Below are 24,609 nucleotides of genomic sequence, written 5' to 3' on the forward strand. Positions count from 1 at the left end.
TAAGAATCGCTTAAGTCTTCGACGGCACCATCCGCAACCAGTACCCGATGGTTATCCCGAAAAGGAGGAAAGCGATGAGCGCCGTAGAAGCACCCGCGGGCCGCCAGGCCGCGCCCCCTGCAAAGAAGACGATGCTGCGCCGCCTGCTCAGTCATCACGAAATCGCGACGCTGCTCGTGCTGCTGCATGCACCGATCGGCGCGAACGCCAAACCCGAATTGCCCGCGCTGCAGGAAGCCGGCCTCGTCGAGATGATCAAGCTCGACGCCGATACGGCCCCGAGCTTCCGGCTGACCGAAGACGGCACGGCCGTCCTGAAAGGGCTCGGCTACCGCTGAGCCGCCGTTTTCCCCGCTTCCCCGCATCGCCCCGATCCCTGCGACGCGCCGGCCCTTCCGGCGTCTCGCGTCACCCCGCCCGCTCCTGCAGCATCAACCGGTATTCCGTCGGCGTCACGCCGACCGTCGCCTTGAACTGGCGCGTGAACGCGCTGTGATCCGTATAGCCGCATAGCGCTGCGACGTCGGTCACCTTGTCGTGCGTGACGAGCAGCGCGGTGGCCGCATCGAGCCGCGTCTTCAGCAGCACCTGGCGCGGCGTCAGGTGGAACACCTTGTGGAAATAGCGTTCGAGCTGCGCGACCGACATCCCGGCCATCTGCGCGAGATGCTTCAGGTTCAGCGGCTGCACGTAGTGATCCTGGATGTGCTGGACCACGTCGGCGAGCTTGCTGTAGGCCGGATGCGATCCCTCGTGCGCCTTCAGGTCGCGCGAGATGCCCGCGAGGCCGACCACCTTGCCCGCGGCGTCGCGCAGCGGCTCCTTGCAGGTCAGGCACCAGCCCGGCTGGCGGCCCGGATACAGGTGCAGCTCGAGCTGGTCCATCAATTGCTGGCCGGCGTTGATCGTCGCCATGTCCTGCTCGAAATAGCTGCGGCCGAAGCGGCGCGGAAACACTTCGTCGGTCGTCTTGCCGAGCAGGTCGCGCTTGTCCTTGTAGCCGCAGCGCATCGCCAGCGTGCGGTTGACGAGCGCGTAGCGGCCGCTCGCATCCTTCACGAAAAACGCGACGTCCGGCAACGCGTCGAACACCGGTTCGAGCAGGCGGAAGTGCGCGAGCATCGCGCCGAAATCGGCGTTGTCGGGCTGGTAGCGCAACGTGTCGGACAGGCTCATGGGCGGTACGGCAAGCAAGGTCGTCATCCCGGCATCCGCGAAGCGAGTGGCAGATGGCGTCGATTATAGGAGCGCCCCTTCAATCGCGTCGCGCCGATCGCGGGGGCGGGCAAGCTGGCGGCAGCCGTCGCATCGCGCCGCCGATCGGCCGGCATCGGCAAGCGACATACGTTGCGCGCGCAACTACCGCGCTGCGGGTACGGCGGCCGGCCGCGAATCCGCTTGCGCCGCCGCATGCAGTCACGCATGCGCCGATGCCGACCTGCCGCATTGGCGCACCGGCACTGCGCGCCCGGATCCACCATCCTAAAAATGCGGACGTGCAGCGTCTTGGCGCGATTGCGCATTCGACGTGACGATTTCGGCATATATCAGGGTTATCGACGATATGCCGATATCGTCGCCGGCCGCGCACCGAACGCGCAAGACGCGCGCATTTTCGCTATCTAGACTTCGCTTCACGGTCACGAGACGACACCGCGCCGCTGCAGCAATCGGCGCGCACGACCCCGCCGCATCACCCGCAGCGCACGCCGATTCCGGCACAACCCGAGCTGCCAGCGGCGAGTAGGCATGGCCTTCGCATCGGCCTGCCGGCCGAACCGTCTCGCCCGGTTTACCGGCGCCGGCCCGCTAGCCGGCGGCGGCCCAACCACGCCACCAAGGGGAAGTGAAAGTGAAGCTGAAGGTATCGTACGTCGCGCTGGCTGCCGCCTGCGCACTGTCGGGCACGCACGCCATCGCCGCCGACGTCGTCAAGATCGGTTTCGCCGCACCGCTGACCGGCCCGCAGTCGAACTACGGCTCGGACATGCAGAAGGGCGTGCAGCTCGCGATCGCCGACTTCAACGCGACGCGTCCGACGATCGGCGGCAAGCCCGTCACGTTCCAGCTCGACTCGCAGGACGACCAGGCCGACCCGCGCACCGGCACGACCGTCGCGCAGCGGCTGATCGACGACAACGTCCGCGGGATCATCGGCCACTTCAACTCGGGCACCAGCATTCCGGCGTCCGACCTGTACGATCGCGCGGGGCTGCCGCAGATCTCGATGGCGACGTCGCCGCAATACACGGCGCGCGGCTACAAGACGACCTACCGGCTGCTGACGAGCGACGCGCAAGCGGGCCGCATCGTCGGCACGTACGCGGTGAAGACGCTGCGCTTCAAGCGCATCGCGATCATCGACGACCGCACGGCCTACGGCCAGGGTATCGCCGACGAATTCGCGAAGGCCGTCGAGGCGGCGGGCGGCACGATCGTCAAGCGCGACTTCACGAACGACAAGGCGCTCGATTTCTCGGCGATCCTGACCAACCTGAAGGGCGTCAATCCCGACGCGGTCTTCTACGGCGGCGGCGACGCGCAATCGTCGCCGATGATCCGCAAGATGCGCCAGCTCGGGATGAAGTCGGCGTTCGTGACGGGCGAGATGTCGCGCTCGCCGACGTTCCTGAAGGTCGGCGGCGAAGCGGCCGAAGGCGCGATCGTCTACATGGGCGGGCTGCCGAAGGAAAAGATGCCGGGCTTCGCCGGCTACGCGGCACGCTACAAGGCGCGCTTCAACGAAGACGTGATCACGTACTCGCCGTACTCGTATGACGGCACGATCGCGCTGCTCACCGCGATGAAGGACGCGAACTCGACCGACCCGAAGGTGTACACGCCGTATCTCGGCAAGGTGTCGATCAAGGGCGTGTCGGCCCCCAGCATCGCTTACGACACGAAGGGCGACCTGAAGGATGCGCCGGTCACGATCTACAAGGTCGAGCACGGCACGTTCAAGCCGGTCGATACGATCGCCGGCAACTGATACGCGCGACCTGCCCCGGGCGGCGCGGGAAGCGGCTCACCGGTCGCCCGCGCCGCGCACGCTTCGGCCGGACGTCCGAAGCCTTCCTCGGTGCGCACCCGCGCGCGCATTTCGCGCTCCTGTAGAATCCCCCCACCCGCTTTGACGCTTCGTCTGCGCCGCGCCCCATCCCGGTGCGGCGGTGCGTGTTTCGTGCCCTATCCGGCACCCTGCCCGCCTCGACGACGCAAGCCGCGCCTTGTCAGTCCATGCCGATAGCGGGCCCTGGAGACGCAGCACCGACAACAACATTCGAAAACCGATCGTCCTGACCATGCAAGCTTCCGAATTGAGCGGCGTGCCTCGCGCCGCCGAACGCGCGCTCACGCGCAGCGACTACAAGACCCTTGGCCTCGCCGCACTCGGCGGCGCCCTCGAGTTCTACGACTTCATCATCTTCGTGTTCTTCGCACCGGCGATAGGGCAGCTGTTTTTCCCGCACGACATTCCCGACTGGCTGCGCCAGTTGCAGACGTTCGGCATCTTCGCGGCCGGCTATCTCGCGCGTCCGCTCGGCGGCGTGATCATGGCGCACTTCGGCGACCTGTTCGGCCGCAAGCGGATGTTCACGCTGAGCGTGCTGATGATGTCCGTGCCGACGCTGCTGATGGGCCTGCTGCCGACCTACGACTCGATCGGCATCCTCGCGCCGGTGCTGTTGCTGCTGTTCCGCGTGCTGCAGGGCGCGGCGGTCGGCGGCGAAGTGCCGGGCGCGTGGGTGTTCGTGTCCGAGCACGTGCCGTCGCGCCATATCGGTTATGCCTGCGGCACGCTGACCGCGGGCCTCACGGCCGGCATCCTGCTCGGCTCGCTCGTCGCCGCGGGCATCAACAGCCGTTACTCGAGCGCCGAAGTCGGAGCATTCGCATGGCGCATCCCGTTCCTGCTCGGCGGCGTGTTCGGGCTGTTCTCCGTGTACCTGCGCCGCTGGCTGCATGAAACGCCGGTGTTCGCCGAGATGAAGGCGAAAAAGGCGCTCGCGGCCGAGATTCCGCTGAAGGCCGTGCTGCGCGACCACGGCCGCGCGGTGATCGTGTCGATGCTGCTCACGTGGATGCTGTCGGCCGCGATCGTCGTCGTGATCCTGATGACGCCCGCGCTGCTGCAGAAGCAGTTCCACCTGACGCCCGCGACGACGCTGTTCGCGAACAGCGCCGCGACGCTGTGCCTGACGGCCGGCTGCATCACCGCGGGTTCGCTCGCGGGCTGGATCGGCGCGAAGCGCGTGCTCGGCATCGGCGGCCTCGGGCTGGCTGCGTGCTACTACCTGCTGTTCGTGCAGGTCGCGGCGGACGCGTCGACGCTGCCGCTCTACTACGGGATCGCGGGCTTCATGGTCGGCACGATCGGCGCGGTGCCGCTCGTGATGGTCAAGAGCTTCCCGGCCGTCGTGCGCTTCTCGGGCATCTCGTTCTCGTACAACGTCGCCTATGCGATCTTCGGCGGCCTCACGCCGGTGATCGTGTCGCTGATGATGAAGTCGAATCCGCTCGCACCGGTCGTGTACGTCGCGGCGATCTGCGTGCTCGGCGCGATCGCCGTGCAGTTCTCGAAGGATGCGAAGGACGTGAAGGACGCGCACTGAACGCGGCGCACGCGCCCGTTCCATGAACAAAGGGCCGAATCCCGCGGCGTGCGGGATTCGGCCCTTTCGTTTTGCTTCAGCGCAACGGCGCGCGTGCGATCAGCGCAGGCCGCCGTACGACGAACTCGGACGACGCAGGCCGTCGATGCTCGCGCCGCCGGCGCCGGTGACGAACAGCAGCAGAAAACCGCCGGCGATCGCGATGTTCTTCCAGAAGTGGATCACCATCTCGTGCTGGACCGCGGCGTCCGTCGCGTCCCAGAAATTGTGCCCGACCATCGCGGTCGCGACCGTATAGAACGCCAGCAGCAGCGCGAGCGGCTTCACCTTGTAGCCGACGATCAGCAGCAGGCCGCCGAGCCCCTCGATCGCGACGACGATCGGCGCGACGACCTGCGGATACGGCACGTTCAGCCCATGCAGGTAACCGACGAAATCGCCGTAGCCGAGCAGCTTCATCACGCCGCCCCACAGGAACAACGCCGCCAGCGCCAGGCGTGCGAAAAAAATGACGCCGGAATCGACGGAACGCGTCATGCCTCTCTCCTCGTATGCAGTTCGGCCGGCCGCACGGGGCGCGCCCGTGAAGCTCGGGGGCCGCGCGGCCCTGCGGGGCCCGCGGCAAATGGGCCAGCATAGAGGGTCTTTCGGCCGTGTCCAAGAAAAAGGTTGTAGCAAATCTTTACACGGCAGCGGTCGCGCGGCCCGCTTGCGGCGGCACGAAAAAAGCGTTTAGCCCGCGTCGCTCAACAGCACGCCTTTCTTGAAGATGAAGCAGCCGTAACCGCGCAGTTCGCCGGTGACGATCACCGCATACGCCTGCTGCGCGCGCTCGTAGAACGCGAAACGCTCGACGCCCGTGAGCGGCACCGCGCGCCCTTCCGCGCGGTCGATCTCGGCCTGCACCTCGCGCTGCACGGGCGGCACCGCGGCCGCGTCGCCGACGACTTCCATCCGCCATGCGGGCGTGTCGACGTACGTGTCGAGCGGCAGCACGGACAGCACCGCACGCGCGACGCGCGCCGAATCGGCGCCGTCGATCCGCAGCGCGCGGCCGACCACCGTGTGCTCCGCGACGGATTCCGCCGGAAAATTCGCGTCGCAGATCGCGATTTCGTCACCGTGGCCCATCGCGCGCAGCGTGTGCAGGATGTCGGCGTGCAGCAGCGGGTCGAGATTCTTCAGCATGTCGGCTTGTCTCCAGGATCAGGAATGAACGCATAAGTTACCCGATCCCTGTCGCCGCCGGGCAGGTATCGCTCGCTTCACGACGCCGCGACGGGCATTTCGTCGATGAAACCCGTGACCGATGCGAGACGGCCCGACGCATCGACGGTGCCGAAGTCCGAGCCCTTCGCGATCGCCGCGCCGTCGGGCGACACGAGCGCCCACGAGAACCGCAGATGCTGGCCGAACGCGTCGACGTCGGTCGTGCGGCGGAAGCGGTATGCGGGGAAGCGCGCCTGCACGGCCGCGATCATCGTGTCGATGCCCGCGTGGCCGTCGCCGGCCATCAGCGGATCGCGATAGGTCGCATCGCTCGCGTAAGTTGCATCGATCAGCGCGCGGCGGCGCGCGACGTCGGGTTCGTTCCATGCGTCGAAGTAGCGGTCGATCAGGTCGGCGTGAGCGGACTGTGCGGATTGGGCGGTGTTCATGGCGAGGCTCCTTGTGTCGATGAGGGGACGGTGTCGCGAACGTTTCGTGTCCGCGTGCCGCTATCGTCGCCGGCCTCGCGCGGGCGGTCGATTACGTGCGAGGTAAGGAATTCGTGCCGGCCGCGTACGACACGCATGCGCCGCATCGCGAGCCCGCCGCCACAGCAAAAACGGGCGCCCGAAGGCGCCCGCATCGTCTGCCGTCGCCACCGCGCGCGTCAGGTCACCGGCGCCGGATTGAACAGCGTCAGCGCATTCGCGAGCTTCCATTGCTCGGCCCACGTGCGGCGCTTGCCGCTCGCAACGTCGAGCATCAGCCGGAACAGTTCCCAGCCCACGTCCTCGATCGTGGCCGCGCCGGTCGCGATCTGCCCGGCGTCGAGATCCATCAGGTCGTGCCAGCGGCGCGCGAGATCGCTGCGCGTCGCAACCTTGATCACCGGCACCTGCGCGAGGCCGTACGGCGTGCCGCGGCCGGTCGTGAAGACGTGCAGGTTCATCCCCGCCGCGAGCTGCAGCGTGCCGCAGATGAAGTCGCTCGCAGGCGTCGCCGCGTACAGCAGCCCCTTCTGCCGCGCGCGATCGCCGGGGCGCACGACGCCGGCGATCGGCGCGCTGCCCGACTTCACGATCGAACCCATCGCCTTCTCGACGATGTTCGACAGGCCGCCCTTCTTGTTGCCGGGCGTCGTGTTCGCGCTGCGGTCGACGCGGCCGCGCTGCAGGTAGCGGTCGTACCAGTCCATCTCGCGGATGATCTCGCGTGCAATATCCTCGTTCGCCGCGCGCGACGTGAGCTGCGCGACGCCGTCACGCACTTCCGTCACCTCGGAGAACATGATCGTCGCGCCCGCGCGCACGAGCAGGTCGGCCGCGAAGCCGACGGCCGGGTTCGCGGTGAGCCCCGAGAACGCGTCGCTGCCGCCGCACTGCACGCCGACGACGAGATCCGACGCGGGGCACGTCTCGCGGCGGCGGCGGTTCAGCCGCTCGAGATGCGATTCGGCCATCGTCATGATCGAGTCGATCATCGAGTTGAAGCCGACGTGCGCGGCGTCCTGCAGGCACACGACGCCGCCGTTGTCGGTCGCGCCGTCGGCGGCCACCGGAATCGTGCCGGGCGGCAGCAGGCGCTCGGGCTGCAGCTTCTCGCAGCCGAGGCTCACGGTCATCACCTCGCCGCCGAAGTTCGGGTTCAGGCTGATGTTGCGCAGCGTGCGGATCGGGATGTCGGCGTCGGGCGCATCGATCGCGACACCGCAACCGTACGTGTGCTCGAGCCCGACCACGTCGTCGACGTTCGGGTAGCGCGGCAGCAGCTCGGCCTTGATCCGCTTCACCGCATGCTCGACGACGCCCGACACGCACTGCACGGTCGTCGTGATCGCGAGGATGTTGCGCGTGCCGACCGAGCCGTCGGCATTGCGGAAGCCCTCGAACGTATAGCCTTCGAGCGGCGCCAGCGGCGGCGCGGCACGCGTCGCGAGCGGCAGGTCGTCGAGCCCCGGCGGCTCGGGCATGCGCATCGTGCGCTCGTTGACCCAGCTGCCGCGCCGCAGGTCGGTCAGCGCATAGCCGATCACCACGTTGTAGCGGACGATCGGGTCGCCGGCCGCGAGGTCGGCAAGCGCGACCTTGTGCCCCTGCGGCACGCCTTCGCGCAGCGTCAGCCCGTCGGCGAACGTCGCGCCTTCGCGCAAACCGCCGTCGTTGACGACGATCGCGACGTTGTCGTCCGGATGCACGCGGATGTAGAGAGGAGAAGCAGTCATCGGAATTTCCTGGAAGCGACCGGTCATATCGTTAGTCATCATACGACACTCGGCCTCAACCAGGGATTCTGCGTAAACCCTTATCCGGAAAGACCCTACTATCGACCGACCAGCAAACCGCTTGCGCCACCTTTCCCCTCGTTGTACGATGACATACAACGACATCGCCAATGTGGCTCGTATGCCGTTCCCGACGAACCCAGCACTCGCGCTAGACGGACGACCCAACCATGACTTCACCGCAAGAACTCAAACAAATCATTTCCCACGGCCTGCTGTCGTTTCCGCTGACCGACTTCGACGCCGACGGCAACTTCCGCCCGACCACCTATGCCGAGCGCCTCGAATGGCTGGCGCCGTATGGTGCGAGCGCGCTGTTCGCGGCCGGGGGCACCGGTGAATTCTTCTCGCTCACGCAGCGCGAGTATTCGGACGTGATCCGCGTCGCGACGGAAACCTGCAAGGGCAAGGTGCCGATCCTCGCCGGCGCGGGCGGCGCGACGCGCGTCGCGATCGAATATGCGCAGGAAGCCGAACGCCTCGGCGCGAGCGGCGTGCTGCTGATGCCGCACTACCTGACCGAAGCGAGCCAGGAAGGGATCGCCGACCACGTCGAGCAGGTGTGCCGCGCGCTGAAGATCGGCGTCGTGGTGTACAACCGCGCGAATTCGAAGCTGAACGCCGACATGCTCGAGCGCCTTGCCGACCGTTGCCCGAACCTGATCGGCTTCAAGGACGGCGTCGGCGAAATCGAAAGCATGGTCACGATCCGCCGCCGCCTCGGCGACCGGTTCGCGTACCTCGGCGGGCTGCCGACGGCCGAAGTCTATGCCGCCGCGTACAAGGCGCTCGGCGTGCCGGTGTACTCGTCGGCGGTGTTCAACTTCATCCCGAAGACGGCGATGGAATTCTACGAAGCGATCGCGAAGGACGACCACGCGACGGTCGGCCGCCTGATCGACGATTTCTTCCTGCCGTACCTGAAGATCCGCAATCGCCGCGCGGGTTATGCGGTCAGCATCGTGAAGGCGGGCGCGAAGCTCGTCGGCCACGACGCGGGCCCCGTGCGCGCGCCGCTCGTCGACCTCACCGACGATGAAGCGGCGGAGCTCGACGTGCTGATCAAGAAGATGGGCCCGCAGTAAGCGGCGGTGGCCGGCGCGGCGCCTGCATCGGCGCCGCGGCCGGCTCGCCGTTACGCAGTGCGCAACGTTTTTGTGTCGCGGCCGGTTTGTACCTGCCGCGGTCGTTTGTATCGGTAATCGTGCACGCATCCGCCGCGATGCGTGCGGCGTCGCAGCGCTCCGCCCGACGCCACCCGCTTCGCGGGCCGGCCGCCTCCGTCACATCTGCGCGATGATCCCGACGATCCGGTAGCGCACGTTCCCCAGCTTGACCCGCGTTGCCTCGATCTGGTCCTGCGCGCCCGTACGCGCACGCGCCTTCGATTCGCCGTCGAGGATCTGCCCGAGCACATCGCGATCGACGACCGCGTCGAAGAACCGGCCGACCGTGATCGTCGCCGACTGCTTCGCGGTCGCGAGCTGGCTGTTCGCCTGCGTCAACGCTTCGGCGCGCAGGCCCTGGTCGCGTTCGTCGATGCTGCGCCGGTATTGGAGCGCGAACACCAGCGCTTCCATGTCCTGCCGGAAACGTCGGACGGCCTGCCCGAACATGAGCGAATGCGCGTCGGCGCCCGTGACGAGCCGCCCCTGATTGATCGTCAGGTCGAATTCGCTGCCGCCCAGGTCCCGCTGGAATTCCAGCAACGCGTTCGCGAGCACGCGCCCTTCGCTGTATTGGCCGATCTGGGTGCGCACGGATTTCGCGACGTCGCCGATCGCTTTCCACAATCCGGCCGCGAACAGGTGATCGCCACGCTTGTTGATGTTCATCGGAGGGTTCCCTCGTTGTCTTTTGTCGGTCTCTCAGGCTCGCCCGCGAACCGTGCGGCCCGGGGCTTCGCTACTGTAGGAGAAATTCGGGCGACGCGGAAGACGGCAAGATCGACGACAGCCCGGCCCCCCGGTGCCGCCGCTCACCCCGCCCGCCCCACCGTGCTGCACCGACATGCTCCCGGTCATCTCCCCCTCAGCGCGAGGCATCACAATCGACATCAATCGGTGACATAATTGATGCACCTATCGTTTCGGAAGCCGATCATGCGCACCACCTTATCCCTGGACGACGCCCTGCTCGCCAAAGCGCAGCAGTTGACTGGCGTCACCGAAAAGTCGGCGCTGGTAAGAGAAGCACTGCGCGCGCTGATTGCCCGCGAAAGCGCACGACGGCTGGCTCGTCTCGGCGGCACCGAACCCGATCTCGAACCCGTGCCGCGCCGCCCGTCGGAGCCAGCATGATTCTTGTCGACACGTCCGTCTGGATCGATCACCTGCGAGCCGGTGATGCAGCGCTCACTACGCTGCTCGAAGCCGAGCGGGTATTGATCCATCCGTTCGTCGTCGGCGAGCTTTCGCTCGGCAGCCTGCGCGATCGCCAGACCGTGCTGGACGCGCTGCGCGACCTCCCCGCTGCCACCTCGGCAACCGACGACGAAGTTCAACGCATGATCGATGTCGTGCCGCTTCACGGACTCGGCATCGGTTACGTCGACGCGCACCTGCTCGCTTCAGTCAGACTGACCAGCGGCAGCAAGCTGTGGACACGCGACCGGCGCCTGCTGGCCGCAGCCGACCGCCTGCAGCTCGCCGCTCGCCCCGCCCACTGACCCGACGAGATCGACGGCACGAACACCCGCCATGCAAAAAGGCGGAAGCGGCCCACCGGCCACTTCCGCCTTTCTGTTTCTCTGCCCCGGCGCACCAACCACCGGGTATCGTGCCCTCAATCGATCCGACCCGTCACTCCGCCTTCCCGTCCCGCAGACGCGGAATCGCGAGCGGATTGCCTTCCTGCAGCCCTTCGGGCAGCAGGTCGTCCGGGAAGTCCTGGTAGCACACGGGCCGCAGGAAGCGCTCGATCGCCGTCGCGCCGACCGACGTGACGGCGGGGTTCGACGTCGCGGGGAACGGCCCGCCGTGCACCATCGCATCGCACACCTCGACGCCGGTCGGATAACCGTTGACGAGCAGGCGCCCGGCCTTGCGTTCGAGGATCGGCAGCAGCCGGCGCGCGAGCGGCTTGTCGTCGGCGTCCATCTGCAGCGTGGCCGTGAGTTGGCCTTCGAGCGCGTCGAGCACACGCGCGACTTCGTCGAGATCGCGGCAGCGCACGATCAGCGACGCCGGCCCGAACACCTCGTGGCTGAACGCCGGCTCGGCCAGGAACGCCTGCGCGCCGACTTCATACAGCGCGCCGCCCGCCTGGCATTCGGTCTGCGCGGCCTCGCCCGCACCGATTTCGCGCACGCCCGGCAGTTCGGCCAGCTTGCCGCGGCCGTTGCGATACGCATCGGCGATGCCGCGCGTGAGCATCACGCCGGCCGGCTTCTTCGCGAGCGCCTGCGCGGCGACGGTCTCGAAGCGGTCGAGGTCGGGGCCGTCGATCGCGAGTACGAGGCCGGGGTTCGTACAGAACTGGCCGACGCCGAGCGTCAGCGAATCGACGAAGCCCGTCGCGATCGCGTCGCCGCGCGCGGCGAGCGCGGCCGGGAACAGCACGACGGGATTGATGCTGCTCATTTCCGCGTAGACGGGAATCGGCTGCGGGCGCGCGTTCGCGAGCTGCACGAGCGCCATGCCGCCCTGCCGCGAACCGGTGAAGCCGACGGCCTGGATCGCCGGATGGCTGACGAGCGCCGCGCCGGTCACGCGGCCGGGGCCGATCAGCAGCGAGAACACGCCGGCCGGCATCCCGCATTTCGCGACGGCGGCGCGGATCGCGCGGCCGACCAGCTCGGACGTGCCGAGGTGCGCTTCGTGCGCCTTCACGATCACCGGGCAGCCGGCCGCGAGCGCCGACGCCGTATCGCCGCCGGCCACCGAGAACGCGAGCGGGAAGTTGCTCGCGCCGAACACGGCGACGGGCCCGAGCCCGACCTTCTGCAGCCGCAGGTCCGCGCGCGGCAGCGGCGTGCGCGCGGGCTGCGCGGGATCGATCGACGCGGCGAGGAAGCGCCCGTCGCGCACGACGCGCGCGAACAGCCGGAGCTGGCCGACGGTGCGGCCGCGCTCGCCCTGCAGCCGCGCGACGGGCAGGCCCGTTTCGGCGTGCGCGCGCTCGATCAGCGCGTCGCCGAGCGCGACGATTTCATCCGCGATCGCGTCGAGAAACGCCGCGCGGGCCGCGAGCGGCTGCGCGCGGTACGCATCGAACGCGTCGCGCGCGAGTTCGCACGCGCGGTCGACGTCGGCCTGCGTCGCGACACCGAACGCCGGCGCATCGATCGGTGCGCCCTTCGTCGGGTCGAACGCGAGCAGGTTACCGGCCGAGCCGGTCACCGCTTCGGCGCCGATCAGCATCTCTCCAGTCAGTTGCATGGGGTGTGCTCCGTGGTTCGTTCGGGAATGGTCCGTCAATTGTATCTCAACAGATACGATGTCTGCCGACAGCATGGCAGCATTCTCACCGCCTGCGATGGCGTCGACGATACACCGGAAAACCTTGTGCAGTCAGCATAAGCGCGTCTTTCCCATATTGTGATGACGATCCTCAAAGGGAAAACCCGAAGTTTCTGAATTCGGGCTTTCTCAATAAACTTTCAGCCATGTTATACGACGACGTACATTTAAAGTGAACGACCACACCTCTCCCCGCGATCTTCCGATCGAACTCGCCGGCAGCGCGCGCCGCACTGCCGTGCGCTACTGGATCCTGGCGATGCTGTTCGTCGTCACGACGCTCAACTACGCGGATCGCGCGACGCTGTCGATCACCGGTACGCCGATCCGCAAGGCGTTCGGCATCGATCCGGTGACGATGGGCTATATCTTCTCGGCGTTCAGCTGGGCGTACGTGCTCGCGCAACTGCCGAGCGGCTGGCTGCTCGACCGCTTCGGCGCGCGGCGCGTGTATGCGGCGAGCATTTTCCTGTGGTCGGCGTTCACGCTGCTGCAGAGCACGATCGGCCTCGGCGGCAGCGCCGCGTTCGCGGTCGCCGCGCTGTTCGCGATGCGCTTCGCGGTCGGCATCGCCGAGGCGCCCGCGTTCCCCGCCAACGCGAAAGTCGTCGCGAGCTGGTTCCCGACCGCCGAGCGCGGCACGGCGTCGGCGATCTTCAACGCCGCGCAGTATTTCGCGGCCGTGGTGTTCTCGCCGCTGATGGCGTGGCTCACGCATGCGTACGGCTGGCACCACGTGTACCTGTGGCTCGGCCTCGCTGGCATTGCGCTTGCGTTCCTGTGGCTGCGCGTGATGAAGGATCCGGCCGACCATCCGGCCGTGAACCGCGCGGAGCTCGACCATATCGAGCAGGGCGGCGGCCTCGTGCGGTCGAAGTCGCGCGGCACCGGTCCGGCGTCCGAAGGCAGCCGCGTCGCCGGCTGGTACTACGTGCGCCAGCTGCTGTCGAACCGGATGCTGATCGGCGTCTATCTCGGCCAATACTGCGTAAACGTGCTCACGTACTTCTTCCTCACGTGGTTCCCGATCTACCTCGTGCAGGCGCGCGGCATGTCGCTGCTGAAGGCCGGTTTCATGACGTCGCTGCCCGCGATCTGCGGGTTCCTCGGCGGCGTGCTCGGCGGAATGCTGTCGGACGCGCTGATCCGCCGCGGCGTGTCGCTGACGCTCGCGCGCAAGATCCCGATCGTCGGCGGGATGTTGCTGTCGATGGTCATCATCGGCTGCAATTACGTCGACAGCGAAGCGCTCGTGATCGCGCTGATGGCCGTGTCGTTCTTCGGCAAGGGGATCGGCTCGCTCGGCTGGGCCGTCGTCGCGGATACCGCGCCGAAGGAAGCGATCGGCCTGTCGGGCAGCCTGTTCAACATGTTCGGCAACACGGCCGGCATCGTCGCGCCGATCGCGATCGGCTACCTGGTCGGCGCGAGCGGCTCGTTCAACGGCGCGCTCGTGTTCGTCGGGCTGAACGCGCTCGTCACGGTGTTCAGCTATCTCGTGATCGTGAAGGACATCAGGCGCGTCGAGCTGCATCATCGCGACGCTTGAGCTTCGGCGGAAAATTTCGGCGGAAAAGGATGGAAGACGACGGCGGCCGCGTAAAAGCGGCCGCCGTTCTTGCGTCAGGTCGCGGAATGCACGACGCGCAGCATGTCGTGCACGCCGGATGTCATCAGCGCGAGGAACGCGAGCAGGCCGACGTAGCAGAGCGCGTACGTCGTCTTCGTCTCGATCGACGTCGCGTAGTACACGCGGTTCTCCGGCGCGTCGGGATCGTAGCGCCACGCGCGCTTCAGTTGCGGCAGCGCGAGGATCGCCATCACGATCAGCAGCGGGCTCGGGCGATACACGAACAGCGCGATCAGCACCGGCACGCCCGCGAACCAGATGCGCGGCGACAGCACCGCGGTGATCCGCCCGCCATCGAACGGTGACAGCGGAATCATGTTGAACAGGTTCAGGAAGAAGCCCGTGTACGACAGCGCGAGCAGCAGGTTGCTGTCGTAGTGGCGTGCAGCCGCGTAGCAGGCCAGCGCGCCGAGCGTGCCGACGAACGGCCCGGCGAGCCCGACGTACGCTTCGGTTTCCGCGTCGTGCGGCATCTCCTTCAGCTGGATCCATGCGCCGACGAACGGGATGAACGTCGGCAGCCCGACGTCGAGCCCGCGCCGCTGCGCGGCCAGGTAGTGGCCGGCCTCGTGCACCAGCAGCAGCGCGACGAAACCGGCCGCGAACCGCCAGCCGTAGAACAGCGCGTAGACCGCGATCGACGCCAGCATGGTGCCCGCCGAAACGAGCACCTTGCCGAGCTTGAGGCCGCCGAAGATCAGCAGCAACAGCTTCGTCATTCCTTGCGCTCCGTGCCGGTTGCGTCGGACGCATCGGCGACGGCCGGCACCGCGGCCGCCTTCGGCTTGCGCCCGAAGAAGCGCTTCAGCGCCGCGCCGCCGGCCAGCAGCGCGACCGCGCCGATCTTGAAGAACTTCACCGCGAATGCGCCGATCAGCGCGAGCAGGCCGAGCTTCTTCGCGCCGACGCCGACGATCAGCGCCGCGAGGCCGTACTTCGCGACATGGTCGGTCGACTTGTTGAAATCGGCATAGCGCTTGCCGTCGTTGAAGCTGATGTTCGACAGCAGGCCGTCGGCCGACGCCTTGTACTTCGGCAGATCGGCCAGTGTCGACGCCATCGTCAGCGACAGGTAGCCGTCGCGGCCGAGCACGAGCGTCCGGTAGTTCACGCCGTCGTTCGCGGCGTTCGGCGCCGCGCCCTTGTCGCGGATGATCGCGGACCACACGAGCCGGTGCGTGGCCGCGTCGTACGCGGGCGCTTTTGCCCAGCCGACCACCTCGGTTTCGGGCAGGCCGCGTTCCTTGCGTGCCGGGTTGTTTTCCTCGGTGCCGGCCTGCAGGTTCTTCAGCAGTTCGTCGGGCTTCCAGTCCTTCGCGTCGTCGTCGCGGATGTAGCCGCTCGGCTCGAACGACACGACCGAAATCCAGTCGGCGTCGGGATCGTCGGGCAGCACGAGGCCGACCAGCTTCGATTCGTCGATCGAGTTGCCCATCGAACGCAGGTAGCGGCCGGCTTCGGCGGCCGGCACGAACGACTCGCCGGCCTTCAGCTTCAGCACGGCTTCGTGCTTCACGTCGATGTCGGTCGGCCCTTTGACGACGGCCTCGTTGGCGGCCGCGGCGGCGGCCCTCATTTCCACCTGCGCAGCTTCGGTCTGCGCATGGCCGCTGGTCGCGGCGAGTGCGAGCGTCGCCACGCAGGCGAGCCGCACGGCAAGCGTTTTCATTTTCATTGTTGGATTCCCCTGGAATGCCTTGTTGTAAACGTGCGCGGAACCGGCCCATGCATTGTCGTCGCGGGTCCGGAATCGCCTCTCAGGCGGCACGGAAGCTATGGTAACGCAGCGCCGGGGGCGACCGGGGAGCCGCATGCACAACGGGCCGCCGACCGCTGAAGCCAGCGGTCGGCGACGCGCGTCGGATCGGAATGCTTACCTTGCAGGTAATACCCGGCGCGTACAGGATTGCCTATCATCTGCGCATGAACCCGACCGCCACCCTCTCCTCGCCCTCCCCGTCCGCCGGCCGCGCGTCCGGCATCGGCCCGCTGCTGCGCACGTGGCGCCAGCGCCGGCGCCTGAGCCAGATGGCGCTCGCGCTCGACGCGGAAGTCTCGGCGCGCCACCTGAGCTTCGTCGAATCGGGCCGCGCGCAGCCGAGCCGCGAGATGGTGCTGCATCTCGCGGAACGGCTCGACGTGCCGCTGCGTGAACGCAATGCGCTGCTGGTTGCGGCCGGCTTTGCACCGCTCTTTCGCGAGCGGCCGTTCTCGGATCCGCAGCTGGATGCCGCACGTCACGCGGTGGAAGCCGTGCTGCGCGGCCACGAACCGTACCCGGCGCTCGCGGTCGACCGCCACTGGACGCTGCTCGCCGCGAACCGGATGCTCGGCGCGCTGGTCGCGCAGGCCGATCCGTCGCTGCTGCAGCCGCCCGTCAACGTGCTGCGGCTGAGCCTGCATCCTGACGGCCTCGCGTCGCAGATCGTCAACTGGCATGAATGGCGCGCGCACATCCTGCATCGGCTGCAGCGGCAGATCGATGCGAGCGGCGACCGCACGCTGCATGCGCTGCGCGACGAGCTCGCCGCGTATCCGGCGCCGGCCGGCCAGCCCGACGACGCGCACGCGCGCACCGACTTCGCGGATATTGCCGTGCCGCTGCGGCTGCGCACCGCGGGCGGCGAGCTGACGTTCTTCAGTACGACGACAGTGTTCGGCACGCCGGTCGACGTGACGCTGTCGGAACTCGCGATCGAGGCGTTCTTTCCGGCGAATCCGGAGACGGTGGACGCGATGCGGAAGCTGGCGGACGCGTTGGCGGCGTAGTCGCAAGCGCGCAGCGGAGATTGACGGAAGCCGACGCCCGAACGCCCGCTTCCGCGCCCAGGACCGGTATGCCGGCGGTCGGCGCAACCATCAAGACGACGCACTTTCCCCAAAGCATAGAGATCGGGCGCCATGGCAAACATGGGCGCTGGCGAGTCCTATCAAAATGCGTCGTCGCATCTCAATGCTGCAGATCCGGGACGCGTCCGCGTTCCGGAAAACGTCAAATGTAGCGGCCCCCGTGCCATTTCCCCTTGGACTCACTCCGCCGAATGTCAAATTTGTTTAGTACATCTTTTCAATTGGACTGTATTCGAACAAGGGCTTCGGTAAATAAATCGCGAATGCACTGCGATCGGGAAATCGTGAGAACGACAAGCGAGCCACAACACAATTTTTATATCGAGCCTAGGAAAAACATGAGCAAGATGCATCGAGGGTTGGGGAATCCGGCACTGCGCGCGCCGGCGAAGTCGAAAGCAGCGCTGGCCATCGCCGTGAGCGCAGCGGTTGTCGCATTCGCGGCTTCCGCACCCGCGCGCGCCGACTATGTGCAGAACGGGACGTCGACCGAAACGTCGGCTGGCTGTGTCGGCAACATCGCCATCTCGGGAAGCGGCACGTATCCGGCCGCTGCAACGGGCTGCGACAACGTGGCGATCGGCACTGCGGCAGTCGCGAATTCGGGCTCGTCGACCGGAGCCTATAGCGAAACCGTCGCGATCGGCCGCATGGCGGCCGCGACCGGTACGTTTGCGACGGCCGTCGGCGGAAATGCCGTGGCAACCGGCGACCAGGCGACGGCGATGGGAGCGGCCGCAAGCGCGGTCGGAACCCAGGCGACGGCAGTCGGCAACGGAGCCATCGCGAACGGCACGACGGCATCCGCCTTCGGCCAGGGCGCGTTCGCCGTCGACCAGTCGACGGCGGTCGGGCAAAGCGCCAGCGCCACCACGACATTCTCCACGGCCGTGGGCAAGGGCAGCATTGCGGCCGGCGGTACGTCGCTCGGCTTTCAGGCAAACGCCGGCGCGAACGATGCGGTAGCGCTCGGCGTCGACAGTTCGGCTTCTGCTGTCGGGAGCATCGCCATTGCGCGTGCGACGGCATCCGCAGTGAATGCAGTCGCGATCGGCGAAGGCGCGAACGCCGCCGATGCGAATTCCGTCGCACTGGGCTCGAACGCGTCGACGCGCGCTTTCACGACCGTCAACAGCGTGACGCTCAACGGCGTCAGCTACGGCGGCTTCGCGGGCACGCCCGTGGGTGTGGTCAGCGTCGGCAGCGCGGGCGCCGAGCGTCAGATCGTGAACGTCGCGGCCGGCGCAATCAGCGCGACCAGCACGGATGCAGTCAACGGCTCGCAGCTCTTCTCGATCGCAAATCAAGTGTCGACGTTGACGGCGGACCTCGCCAGCCTCACGACGACCGTCGGCAAGATCTCGTCGAGCGTCCCGAGCGGCACGGTCGCCGATGGCACGGGAACCGCCATCGGCAGGAACACCGTTGTCAGCGTGCCGAACGGCACGGCGGTCGGCAACGGCGCGAACGTGTCCGGCGACAACGGCACGGGCGTCGGCGTCAATTCGACCGTCACGGGGACGAACGGAACGGCCATCGGCACGAATTCGAAAGTCACCGCGTCAAACGGAACGGCCATCGGCACCGGCTCGAATGTATCGGGCACGGATTCGACAGCCATCGGCACGAACAGCCGGGCCACCGCGAACAATGCGGTGGCGCTGGGCGCGAACTCGGTTGCCGATCGGGACAACACGGTATCGATCGGTTCGCCCGGTGCCGAACGTCAGTTGACCAACGTGGCCGACGGCACCGCGCCCACGGACGGCGTGAACGTGCGCCAGTTGAACGGTGCGATCAATTCCGTCCGCGAGGAAATGTCGAAGTATCGCAAGGACGCGAATGCCGGCACGGCAAGCGCGATTGCAATGGCAAACCTGCCGCAGGCGGTGCTGCCCGGCGAGAAGGTGGTCGCCCTCGGCGGCGGCACGTATGGCGGCCAAAGCGCAATGGCGGTCGGCCTTTCCGTCGCCACGGCGAAATGGCTGGTCAAAGGCTCGGTGACGACGGCCGTGTCGGGCCACGGCTCGTTCGGCGCGGGCGCCGGCGTCGGCTACCGCTGGTAATCCAGCTGCAGCGGCAACGCGTCGGGAGCTGTTTCCCGACGCCCGCAGGCCGGCCATCGGCGCCCATGCGCCGACGACATGACGGCGTGGCCCGTGCGGCCCGCCGTTATGTCACGTATACAGCGACGCCGGCGGCAATTCTCCCGTCAGCGCGAATCGGCCGACATCGCGCAGCCGATAGTCGAGCGGATCGTGCAGCGTATGCGTGCGCGCATTCCGCCAGAAGCGGTCGAGGCCGAGCGACGCAGCCGTCGCACGCGCGCCGCATGCGTCGAACAGCGCCTCGCCGTTGTCGAGCGCCGCGCGCTGCGCGACGATCTTCGCGTCCGATACCGCAAGCGCCACCTCCGCTCGCTCGTCCGCCGTCAGCGCATCGTGCCGCGCCCACGCGTGCTGCAACGCGCCGGCCGCGCGATCGGCCAGCGCCGCCGCGGCAACGGCCCGCACGCGCATGTCGCCGAAGCGCTGCAGCGTGTACGGATCGTCGCTCGCCTGCGCGGCGTCCGAGTGAATCCACGGCCGGCCATGCTTCAGCACATAATCGCGTGCCTCGACCAGCGCGCCTTCCGCGAGCCCGACGAACAGGTTCGTCAGCACGAGCTGCGACACGAGCGTGCGCAGCGTCGCGCGCGGCGTCGGCGGCGTCTCTGAACGGTGCAGCACCTCGTCCGGGGCGAGCGTCACGCCGTCGAAGCGCACGCTGCCGCTATCGGTCTGGCGCTGGCCGATCGGATCCCAGTCCTCGTTGACCGTGATCCCGTCACGATCGGTCGGCACCACGCCGAACACGGTGCGGCCGGTTTCCGGATCGTGCGCGGACACGGTCATCCGCTGCGAGCCGCGCGTGCCCGAACAGAAGCCCTTCACGCCGTCGAGCCGGTAGCCGCCGTCCGGCGTCGCGGTGGCCACCAGCCGCGTGTCGAGCGGATTGACCGCGTTACCCCACCACCAGCGCTGCTCGACCGTGCCGCGCAGATAACGTTCGCGCTGCGCGGCGCTGCCCCACACGTCGACGCTTACCACCTGCAGGCACTGGAACCCGACGAGATGCGCAAGCGCACTGTCGACGCGCGCGATCTGCCGGATCGCATCGTAGATCGCGGGCCACGCGGCTTCCTGCCCGCCGAACGCGCGCGGCACCGCGAGCGTCAGCAGGCCCGCGTCGGCGAGCCACTGTTTCTCCTGCGCCGCGTGACCGCCCGCGCGGTCACGTGCGGCGGCGGTTGCACGCAGTGCGTCGAGCGCGCGCGTCAATGCGCTCCGGTCGAACGCCGGCGCATCGTCGGTGTCCGGCGCAAACGTCGCCGGGCCGCGTGGATCGTTCATGCGACGGCTTCCTGTCGAGCAGCTTCCTGCGCAACGGCTTCGCCCGACAGCGGCACGAGCGCGCCGAGCCGGCGGCCGGTCAGCCGCGACAGGATCTCGCGCCGCCAGTCGTCGTAGATCGCGCGGTATTCGGCGATATCCGCACCGAACACATGCGCGGTATGCGCGTACTCGTCGTGCAGATAACCGTCGAGCCGCGCCTGCGTTTCCTCGTCGGCCGCGATCACGCGATCGATCAGCGCGTCGCGCTCCGCCGCCGGCAGCGCGGCGAGCTTGTCGAACCACCACTGGACGATCTGCACGCGATGCCACTCCTCGTCCGGCCGGATCCGGTTCTCGCCGTGCTCGCGCATCGCGCCGTCGCCGATGCGGCCGGTCTTGCGCTGGATCCACAGCTTCGCGAGGATGTGCAGCTCGTAATGCCATTCGAACGCGAGAAACCCCGCGACGTCGCGCACCGCGATATCGCCGATGCGCGTCCAGTGCGCGGCGACGAGCCGGTCGACTTCCGGCAGCGGATCGCGCCCCGTCAGTTCGGTCACGCGCTCGCGGCCGATCACCGCATGCGCGCCGTCGTCGCCGAGCTGGCGCGACAGGATCAGCTGGAAATGCGGATCGTCGCGGAACAGCGTGTCGATCGCCTTCGCGACGACCTGCACGATGAACAGGTCGTGCGACGCCATCTTCGTGTAGTAGTCGGCGACGGCGGCCAGCTCGTCCGCGTTGGCCGGCTCGCGCGGCGGCGTGGCGAGTTTGTCGGGGAAGCCGGGACGATGGCGTCGCGCCACGTCGAGAAACAGCGCTTCCTCGAATTGTCCGTTCCATTCGCGCGGCGCGCCGATGGGCAAGGTCATAGGGTTCGTTCTCTCAGGATCATGAATGAAACGAGCGGGTGCTTGTGGCACTGCTCAGGTACGCCGGGTCACGCGTCGGACCAGGCGGTCGCCCGTGATTTGCACGGCCGAGACGAGCGCGATCAGGATCACGATCACGGTCGCCATGACGGTGGTGTCGAAACGCTGGTAGCCGTAGCGGATCGCGAGATCGCCGAGCCCGCCCGCGCCGACGGCGCCCGCCATCGCGGTCGAGCCGATCAGCGCGACGACGGTGATCGTGAAGCCGCCGAGCATGCCGGGCAGCGCCTCCGGCAGCAGCACGTGCCACACGATGTGGCGGCGCTTCGCGCCCATCGCGAGCGCGGCCTCGATCAGCCCGCGATCGACCTCGCGCAGGCTCACTTCGGCGATCCGCGCGAAAAACGGGATCGCGGCGATCGACAGCGGCACGACGGCCGCCCATACGCCGATCGTCGTGCCGATCAGCACGCGCGTGAACGGCAGCAGCGCGACGAGCAGGATGATGAACGGCGTCGAGCGGAACACGTTGACGAGCGCGCCGAGCACCGCGTTCACGCCGCGCCGCGCGTAGATGCCGCCGGGCGCGGTCGTCACGAGGATCACCGCGAGCGGGATGCCGATCAGCGCCGCGATCGCGGCCGACGCGGCGACCATCGACAGCGTGTCGCGGATCGCGTCGAGCAGTTCGGGCCACCAGAGCTCAAACATAGCCGAGCACCTCCGCGTGATTTGCATGGCGGCGCGCGCGTTCGAGCAGCGCGGCAACCGCGCCGCGTGCAGACTGTGCGCCCGCATCGTCCGCACCGGGCGAAGCCGCGATCACGAGCCGCCCTTGCGCATGCCCCTGGATGCGCTCGATCCCGCCGTGCAGGAAACGCACGGAGCCGCCGAGCGCCGCCGCGAGCGCGCCGACGTCCGGCTCGCCGCCGCTCTCGCCCGTATAACGAACGTCGAGCACGACCTGCGCGCCGTCCGGCAACGCGGCCTGCTCGGGCAACGGCTGCACGCGCGCGGCCAGTTCGGCCGGCAGGTCGTGCACCAGCGTGCTGAGCAGCGCGCGCGTCGCGCCGTGGCGCGGATCGCCGAACACGCGCCACACCGGGCCCGTTTCGACGACTTCGCCCTGTTCGATCACCGCGACCGTGTCGCACACCGCGCGGATCACCTCCATCTCGTGCGTGATCAGCACGATCGTCAACCCGAGGCGGCGGTTGATGTCGGCGAGCAGCGCGAGGATTGACTGCGTCGTCTCGGGGTCGAGCGCCGACGTCGCCTCGTCGCACAACAGCACCTCGGGATCGTGGACCAATGCCCGCGCGATTCCGACGCGCTGCTTCTGCCCGCCCGACAGGCTCGCCGGATACGCGTCGCGCTTCGCGGTCAGCCCGACGAGTTCGAGCAGCGCGTCGACCTTGCGCACGCGCTCGGCCTTCGGCACGCCGGCGATCTTCAGCGGCAGCGCGACGTTCTCGAATACCGTCTTCGCGGACAGCAGGTTGAAATGCTGGAACACCATGCCGGTGCGGCGGCGCAATGCGACGAGCCCGTCCTCGTCGAGCGCGCCGACGTCGACGCCTTGCACGCGCACGCGGCCCGAGCTCGGCCGTTCGAGGCCGTTCAGGAGCCGCAGCAGCGTCGACTTCCCGGCGCCGCTGCGGCCGATGATCCCGAACACCTCGCCGCGCCGCACGTCGAGCGTCACGTCGCGCAGCGCGGCGGCCTGGCCGCGCGGCGTCGCGAACACCTTGCCGACCTGCTCCAGCGACACGGCCGCACCATCGGCCGGCGCAGCCGTTGTCTCATGCACCGTTGCTGCGGCGCCTGCGCGCGCGGCCGATGCGTCGATGAAACCCAGCGTATCGAACAATTGCGTCATCGCTTCGCTCCGTCACGTTCAGGCGTGCGCGGGATGCGCGGGTTCGGGCGCGGCGGCCGGCCGATGCTGTGCGCCGGTGTGCCATGCAGGCAGGCGTGCGCCCGCGCCGAACAGCTTCTCGCGCAGCGTCGGCGCGGGATCGTAGTCTTCCTTGTAGACGCCGCGGTTCTGCAGCTCGGGCACGACCCAGTCGACGAAATCCTCGAACGACTCGGGCATCACGGTGCGCGTCAGGTTGAAGCCGTCGATGCCCGTCTCGTCGATCCACGACTGCAGCTCGTCCGCGACCTGCGACGGCGAACCGACGATCGGCGCGTAGCGGCCGCCGAGCGACATCTGTTCGAGCATCCGGCGCACGGTCCACGTGCCGGTCGTGCTCTTGCGCGAGATCGCGTCGACGGCCGACTGGATCGAATCGGTCTTCACGTACGAGATCGGTTCGTCGAGGCCGTACTTCGCGAAGTCGATGCCGGTCGAGCTCGCGAAGTGCGCGAGGCCGGCTTCGGGGCTCGCGTAGCGCCGGTATTCGTCGAATTTCTCGCGCGCGAGCCGCTCGGTCTCGGCCGTCACGACGCTCACGCCCGCGAAGATCCGGATCGACGCCGGGTCGCGCCCCTGCCGCGCGGCGGCCGCGCGGATGTCGAGCGCCGCCGCTCGCGCGGCCGCCTTGCTCTGCCCGTTCACGAACACGCATTCCGCATGCCGGCCCGCGAACTCGACGCCGCGCGCGGACGAACCGGCCTGGTACAGCACCGGCGTGCGCTGCAGCGACGGCTCGCTCAGGTGGATCGCGTCGACCGAATAGAACGGCCCGTCGTGCTTCACGCGCCGCACCTTGCCCGGCTGCGCGAACACGCGTGCCTGTGCATCGCGGATCACCGCGTCGTCGTCCCAGCTCTGTTCCCACAGCTTGTAGACGACGTCCATGAAGTCGTCCGCGCGCTCGTAGCGGTCGTCGTGGCCGATCTGCTGCGCGAGGCCCATCCCGCGCGCGGCGCTGTCGAGATAACCGGTGACGATGTTCCAGCCGACGCGCCCTTTCGTCAGGTGATCGAGCGTCGACATGCGGCGCGCGAACAGGTAAGGCGGCTCGTAGGTCAGGTTCGCGGTCACGCCGAAGCCGAGATGCCGCGTGACCTGCGCCATCGCGGGCACGAGCAGCAGCGGATCGTTGACGGGCACCTGCACGGATTCGCGCAGCGCGGCGTCGGGGCCGCCGCCGAACACGTCGTACACGCCGACGATGTCCGCGAGAAAGATCCCGTCGAACTTGCCGCGTTCGAGCGTCTTCGCGAGATCGGCCCAGTAGTCGAGATCGGTGTAGTGCGCGGAGCGGTCGCGCGGATGCGTCCACAACCCGTGATTGATGTGCCCGACGCAGTTCATGTTGAATGCGTTGAGCAGGATCTTCTTGCGGTTCGCCGTCGTCATGTCAGCCTCC

At 68.0% G+C, this 24,609-nt stretch carries 23 protein-coding genes; 9 read left to right on the forward strand and 14 right to left on the reverse strand.

Annotated features, from left to right (window positions below; all coding sequences use genetic code 11):
• Positions 1–74 precede the first annotated feature (74 nt).
• On the forward strand, positions 75–338 hold the full coding sequence (locus tag ACPUER_RS15005; protein WP_072444620.1) for a hypothetical protein: 264 nt from the start codon (positions 75–77) through the stop codon (positions 336–338).
• Positions 339–408: 70 nt separating this feature from the next.
• Here ACPUER_RS15005 and ACPUER_RS15010 read toward each other — a convergent pair whose 3' ends face one another.
• Positions 409–1,203, reverse strand: a complete 795-nt coding sequence (locus ACPUER_RS15010) for an AraC family transcriptional regulator (RefSeq protein ID WP_034181780.1) — start codon at positions 1,201–1,203, stop codon at positions 409–411.
• Positions 1,204–1,852: 649 nt separating this feature from the next.
• Between ACPUER_RS15010 and ACPUER_RS15015 the strand changes: the two genes are divergently transcribed.
• Entirely contained in the window at positions 1,853–2,989 is a 1,137-nt protein-coding gene (locus tag ACPUER_RS15015) for a branched-chain amino acid ABC transporter substrate-binding protein (RefSeq protein WP_425131466.1), read from the forward strand.
• A 313-nt stretch (positions 2,990–3,302) separates the two neighbouring features.
• On the forward strand, positions 3,303–4,613 hold the full coding sequence (locus ACPUER_RS15020) for an MFS transporter (protein WP_425131467.1): 1,311 nt from the start codon (positions 3,303–3,305) through the stop codon (positions 4,611–4,613).
• Between the two features lie 99 nt (positions 4,614–4,712).
• On the opposite strand, the gene ACPUER_RS15025 is transcribed toward ACPUER_RS15020, so the two are convergent.
• The 4 genes from ACPUER_RS15025 to garD form a co-directional block, all read right to left on the reverse strand.
• Entirely contained in the window at positions 4,713–5,150 is a 438-nt protein-coding gene (locus tag ACPUER_RS15025; RefSeq protein WP_175960130.1) for a DoxX family protein, read from the reverse strand.
• 195 nt (positions 5,151–5,345) lie between these two features.
• Entirely contained in the window at positions 5,346–5,801 is a 456-nt protein-coding gene (locus ACPUER_RS15030; protein WP_034181777.1) for an RbsD/FucU family protein, read from the reverse strand.
• 77 nt (positions 5,802–5,878) lie between these two features.
• A complete protein-coding gene (locus ACPUER_RS15035; protein WP_425131468.1) occupies positions 5,879–6,271 on the reverse strand; it encodes a nuclear transport factor 2 family protein in 393 nt (130 codons plus the stop codon).
• Between the two features lie 218 nt (positions 6,272–6,489).
• Positions 6,490–8,043: a galactarate dehydratase gene (gene garD, locus ACPUER_RS15040; RefSeq protein ID WP_105391105.1), complete on the reverse strand. Its 1,554-nt coding sequence runs from the start codon at positions 8,041–8,043 to the stop codon at positions 6,490–6,492.
• Positions 8,044–8,273: 230 nt separating this feature from the next.
• Between garD and kdgD the strand changes: the two genes are divergently transcribed.
• The gene (kdgD, locus tag ACPUER_RS15045; protein WP_175960127.1) at positions 8,274–9,188 is read left to right on the forward strand and encodes a 5-dehydro-4-deoxyglucarate dehydratase; all 915 of its coding nucleotides are present in this window, start codon (positions 8,274–8,276) and stop codon (positions 9,186–9,188) included.
• Positions 9,189–9,386: 198 nt separating this feature from the next.
• Here the strand turns inward: kdgD and ACPUER_RS15050 are convergent, their stop codons facing one another.
• Positions 9,387–9,938 (reverse strand): hypothetical protein, encoded by a 552-nt coding sequence (locus tag ACPUER_RS15050; RefSeq protein ID WP_034181774.1) that lies wholly within the window; start codon positions 9,936–9,938, stop codon positions 9,387–9,389.
• A 267-nt stretch (positions 9,939–10,205) separates the two neighbouring features.
• On the opposite strand from ACPUER_RS15050, the gene ACPUER_RS15055 reads away from it, so the two are divergent.
• Positions 10,206–10,403: a type II toxin-antitoxin system VapB family antitoxin gene (locus ACPUER_RS15055; RefSeq protein WP_072444647.1), complete on the forward strand. Its 198-nt coding sequence runs from the start codon at positions 10,206–10,208 to the stop codon at positions 10,401–10,403.
• A complete protein-coding gene (locus tag ACPUER_RS15060; protein WP_310136531.1) occupies positions 10,400–10,771 on the forward strand; it encodes a type II toxin-antitoxin system VapC family toxin in 372 nt (123 codons plus the stop codon). Before ACPUER_RS15055 ends, ACPUER_RS15060 begins: the two co-directional genes overlap by 4 nt.
• Before the next feature lie 133 nt (positions 10,772–10,904).
• Here ACPUER_RS15060 and ACPUER_RS15065 read toward each other — a convergent pair whose 3' ends face one another.
• Complete coding sequence (locus ACPUER_RS15065; RefSeq protein WP_310136532.1) at positions 10,905–12,482, reverse strand: aldehyde dehydrogenase (NADP(+)); 1,578 nt, start codon at positions 12,480–12,482, stop codon at positions 10,905–10,907.
• A gap of 253 nt (positions 12,483–12,735) precedes the next feature.
• Here ACPUER_RS15065 and ACPUER_RS15070 point away from each other — a divergent pair, with 253 nt between their 5' ends.
• The gene (locus ACPUER_RS15070) at positions 12,736–14,112 is read left to right on the forward strand and encodes an MFS transporter (protein ID WP_279610693.1); all 1,377 of its coding nucleotides are present in this window, start codon (positions 12,736–12,738) and stop codon (positions 14,110–14,112) included.
• A 74-nt stretch (positions 14,113–14,186) separates the two neighbouring features.
• Here ACPUER_RS15070 and ACPUER_RS15075 read toward each other — a convergent pair whose 3' ends face one another.
• Both ACPUER_RS15075 and ACPUER_RS15080 read right to left on the reverse strand, forming a co-directional pair.
• A complete protein-coding gene (locus ACPUER_RS15075) occupies positions 14,187–14,912 on the reverse strand; it encodes a site-2 protease family protein (protein WP_072444600.1) in 726 nt (241 codons plus the stop codon).
• On the reverse strand, positions 14,909–15,862 hold the full coding sequence (locus tag ACPUER_RS15080) for a DUF2167 domain-containing protein (protein WP_425131487.1): 954 nt from the start codon (positions 15,860–15,862) through the stop codon (positions 14,909–14,911). Before ACPUER_RS15080 ends, ACPUER_RS15075 begins: the two co-directional genes overlap by 4 nt.
• A 254-nt stretch (positions 15,863–16,116) precedes the next feature.
• Here ACPUER_RS15080 and ACPUER_RS15085 point away from each other — a divergent pair, with 254 nt between their 5' ends.
• Positions 16,117–16,962, forward strand: coding sequence for a helix-turn-helix domain-containing protein (locus ACPUER_RS15085; protein ID WP_175960123.1), 846 nt, complete (start codon positions 16,117–16,119; stop codon positions 16,960–16,962).
• Between the two features lie 419 nt (positions 16,963–17,381).
• Complete coding sequence (locus ACPUER_RS15090; RefSeq protein ID WP_425131488.1) at positions 17,382–19,109, forward strand: YadA family autotransporter adhesin; 1,728 nt, start codon at positions 17,382–17,384, stop codon at positions 19,107–19,109.
• 111 nt (positions 19,110–19,220) lie between these two features.
• On the opposite strand, the gene ACPUER_RS15095 is transcribed toward ACPUER_RS15090, so the two are convergent.
• Genes ACPUER_RS15095 through ACPUER_RS15115 form a run of 5 tightly spaced genes read right to left on the reverse strand, consistent with a single transcriptional unit; the run spans position 19,221 to position 24,599 of the window.
• Positions 19,221–20,435: an acyl-CoA dehydrogenase family protein gene (locus ACPUER_RS15095; RefSeq protein WP_425131469.1), complete on the reverse strand. Its 1,215-nt coding sequence runs from the start codon at positions 20,433–20,435 to the stop codon at positions 19,221–19,223.
• On the reverse strand, positions 20,432–21,289 hold the full coding sequence (locus ACPUER_RS15100) for a hypothetical protein (RefSeq protein ID WP_310136537.1): 858 nt from the start codon (positions 21,287–21,289) through the stop codon (positions 20,432–20,434). The genes ACPUER_RS15095 and ACPUER_RS15100 overlap by 4 nt, the downstream gene beginning before the upstream one ends.
• Before the next feature lie 54 nt (positions 21,290–21,343).
• Positions 21,344–22,000 (reverse strand): methionine ABC transporter permease, encoded by a 657-nt coding sequence (locus tag ACPUER_RS15105; RefSeq protein WP_027781522.1) that lies wholly within the window; start codon positions 21,998–22,000, stop codon positions 21,344–21,346.
• On the reverse strand, positions 21,993–23,168 hold the full coding sequence (locus tag ACPUER_RS15110; protein ID WP_425131470.1) for a methionine ABC transporter ATP-binding protein: 1,176 nt from the start codon (positions 23,166–23,168) through the stop codon (positions 21,993–21,995). Before ACPUER_RS15110 ends, ACPUER_RS15105 begins: the two co-directional genes overlap by 8 nt.
• A gap of 18 nt (positions 23,169–23,186) precedes the next feature.
• A complete protein-coding gene (locus tag ACPUER_RS15115) occupies positions 23,187–24,599 on the reverse strand; it encodes an LLM class flavin-dependent oxidoreductase (protein WP_425131471.1) in 1,413 nt (470 codons plus the stop codon).
• Positions 24,600–24,609: the final 10 nt, after the last annotated feature.

It is taken from the genome of Burkholderia sp. DN3021, assembly GCF_049805555.1.
In the GTDB taxonomy this organism is placed as follows: domain Bacteria; phylum Pseudomonadota; class Gammaproteobacteria; order Burkholderiales; family Burkholderiaceae; genus Burkholderia; species Burkholderia pyrrocinia_C.

Coding starts and splice junctions, on each gene's coding strand:
- ACPUER_RS15005 (WP_072444620.1), top strand. CDS start 75: ATGAGCGCCGTAGAAGCACCCGCGGGCCGCCAGGCCGCGCCCCCTGCA.
- ACPUER_RS15010 (WP_034181780.1), bottom strand. CDS start 1,203: ATGACGACCTTGCTTGCCGTACCGCCCATGAGCCTGTCCGACACGTTG.
- ACPUER_RS15020 (WP_425131467.1), top strand. CDS start 3,303: ATGCAAGCTTCCGAATTGAGCGGCGTGCCTCGCGCCGCCGAACGCGCG.
- ACPUER_RS15025 (WP_175960130.1), bottom strand. CDS start 5,150: ATGACGCGTTCCGTCGATTCCGGCGTCATTTTTTTCGCACGCCTGGCG.
- ACPUER_RS15030 (WP_034181777.1), bottom strand. CDS start 5,801: ATGCTGAAGAATCTCGACCCGCTGCTGCACGCCGACATCCTGCACACG.
- ACPUER_RS15035 (WP_425131468.1), bottom strand. CDS start 6,271: ATGAACACCGCCCAATCCGCACAGTCCGCTCACGCCGACCTGATCGAC.
- garD (WP_105391105.1), bottom strand. CDS start 8,043: ATGACTGCTTCTCCTCTCTACATCCGCGTGCATCCGGACGACAACGTC.
- kdgD (WP_175960127.1), top strand. CDS start 8,274: ATGACTTCACCGCAAGAACTCAAACAAATCATTTCCCACGGCCTGCTG.
- ACPUER_RS15050 (WP_034181774.1), bottom strand. CDS start 9,938: ATGAACATCAACAAGCGTGGCGATCACCTGTTCGCGGCCGGATTGTGG.
- ACPUER_RS15055 (WP_072444647.1), top strand. CDS start 10,206: ATGCGCACCACCTTATCCCTGGACGACGCCCTGCTCGCCAAAGCGCAG.
- ACPUER_RS15060 (WP_310136531.1), top strand. CDS start 10,400: ATGATTCTTGTCGACACGTCCGTCTGGATCGATCACCTGCGAGCCGGT.
- ACPUER_RS15065 (WP_310136532.1), bottom strand. CDS start 12,482: ATGCAACTGACTGGAGAGATGCTGATCGGCGCCGAAGCGGTGACCGGC.
- ACPUER_RS15075 (WP_072444600.1), bottom strand. CDS start 14,912: ATGACGAAGCTGTTGCTGCTGATCTTCGGCGGCCTCAAGCTCGGCAAG.
- ACPUER_RS15080 (WP_425131487.1), bottom strand. CDS start 15,862: ATGAAAACGCTTGCCGTGCGGCTCGCCTGCGTGGCGACGCTCGCACTC.
- ACPUER_RS15085 (WP_175960123.1), top strand. CDS start 16,117: ATGAACCCGACCGCCACCCTCTCCTCGCCCTCCCCGTCCGCCGGCCGC.
- ACPUER_RS15090 (WP_425131488.1), top strand. CDS start 17,382: ATGAGCAAGATGCATCGAGGGTTGGGGAATCCGGCACTGCGCGCGCCG.
- ACPUER_RS15095 (WP_425131469.1), bottom strand. CDS start 20,435: ATGAACGATCCACGCGGCCCGGCGACGTTTGCGCCGGACACCGACGAT.
- ACPUER_RS15100 (WP_310136537.1), bottom strand. CDS start 21,289: ATGACCTTGCCCATCGGCGCGCCGCGCGAATGGAACGGACAATTCGAG.
- ACPUER_RS15105 (WP_027781522.1), bottom strand. CDS start 22,000: ATGTTTGAGCTCTGGTGGCCCGAACTGCTCGACGCGATCCGCGACACG.
- ACPUER_RS15110 (WP_425131470.1), bottom strand. CDS start 23,168: ATGACGCAATTGTTCGATACGCTGGGTTTCATCGACGCATCGGCCGCG.
- ACPUER_RS15115 (WP_425131471.1), bottom strand. CDS start 24,599: ATGACGACGGCGAACCGCAAGAAGATCCTGCTCAACGCATTCAACATG.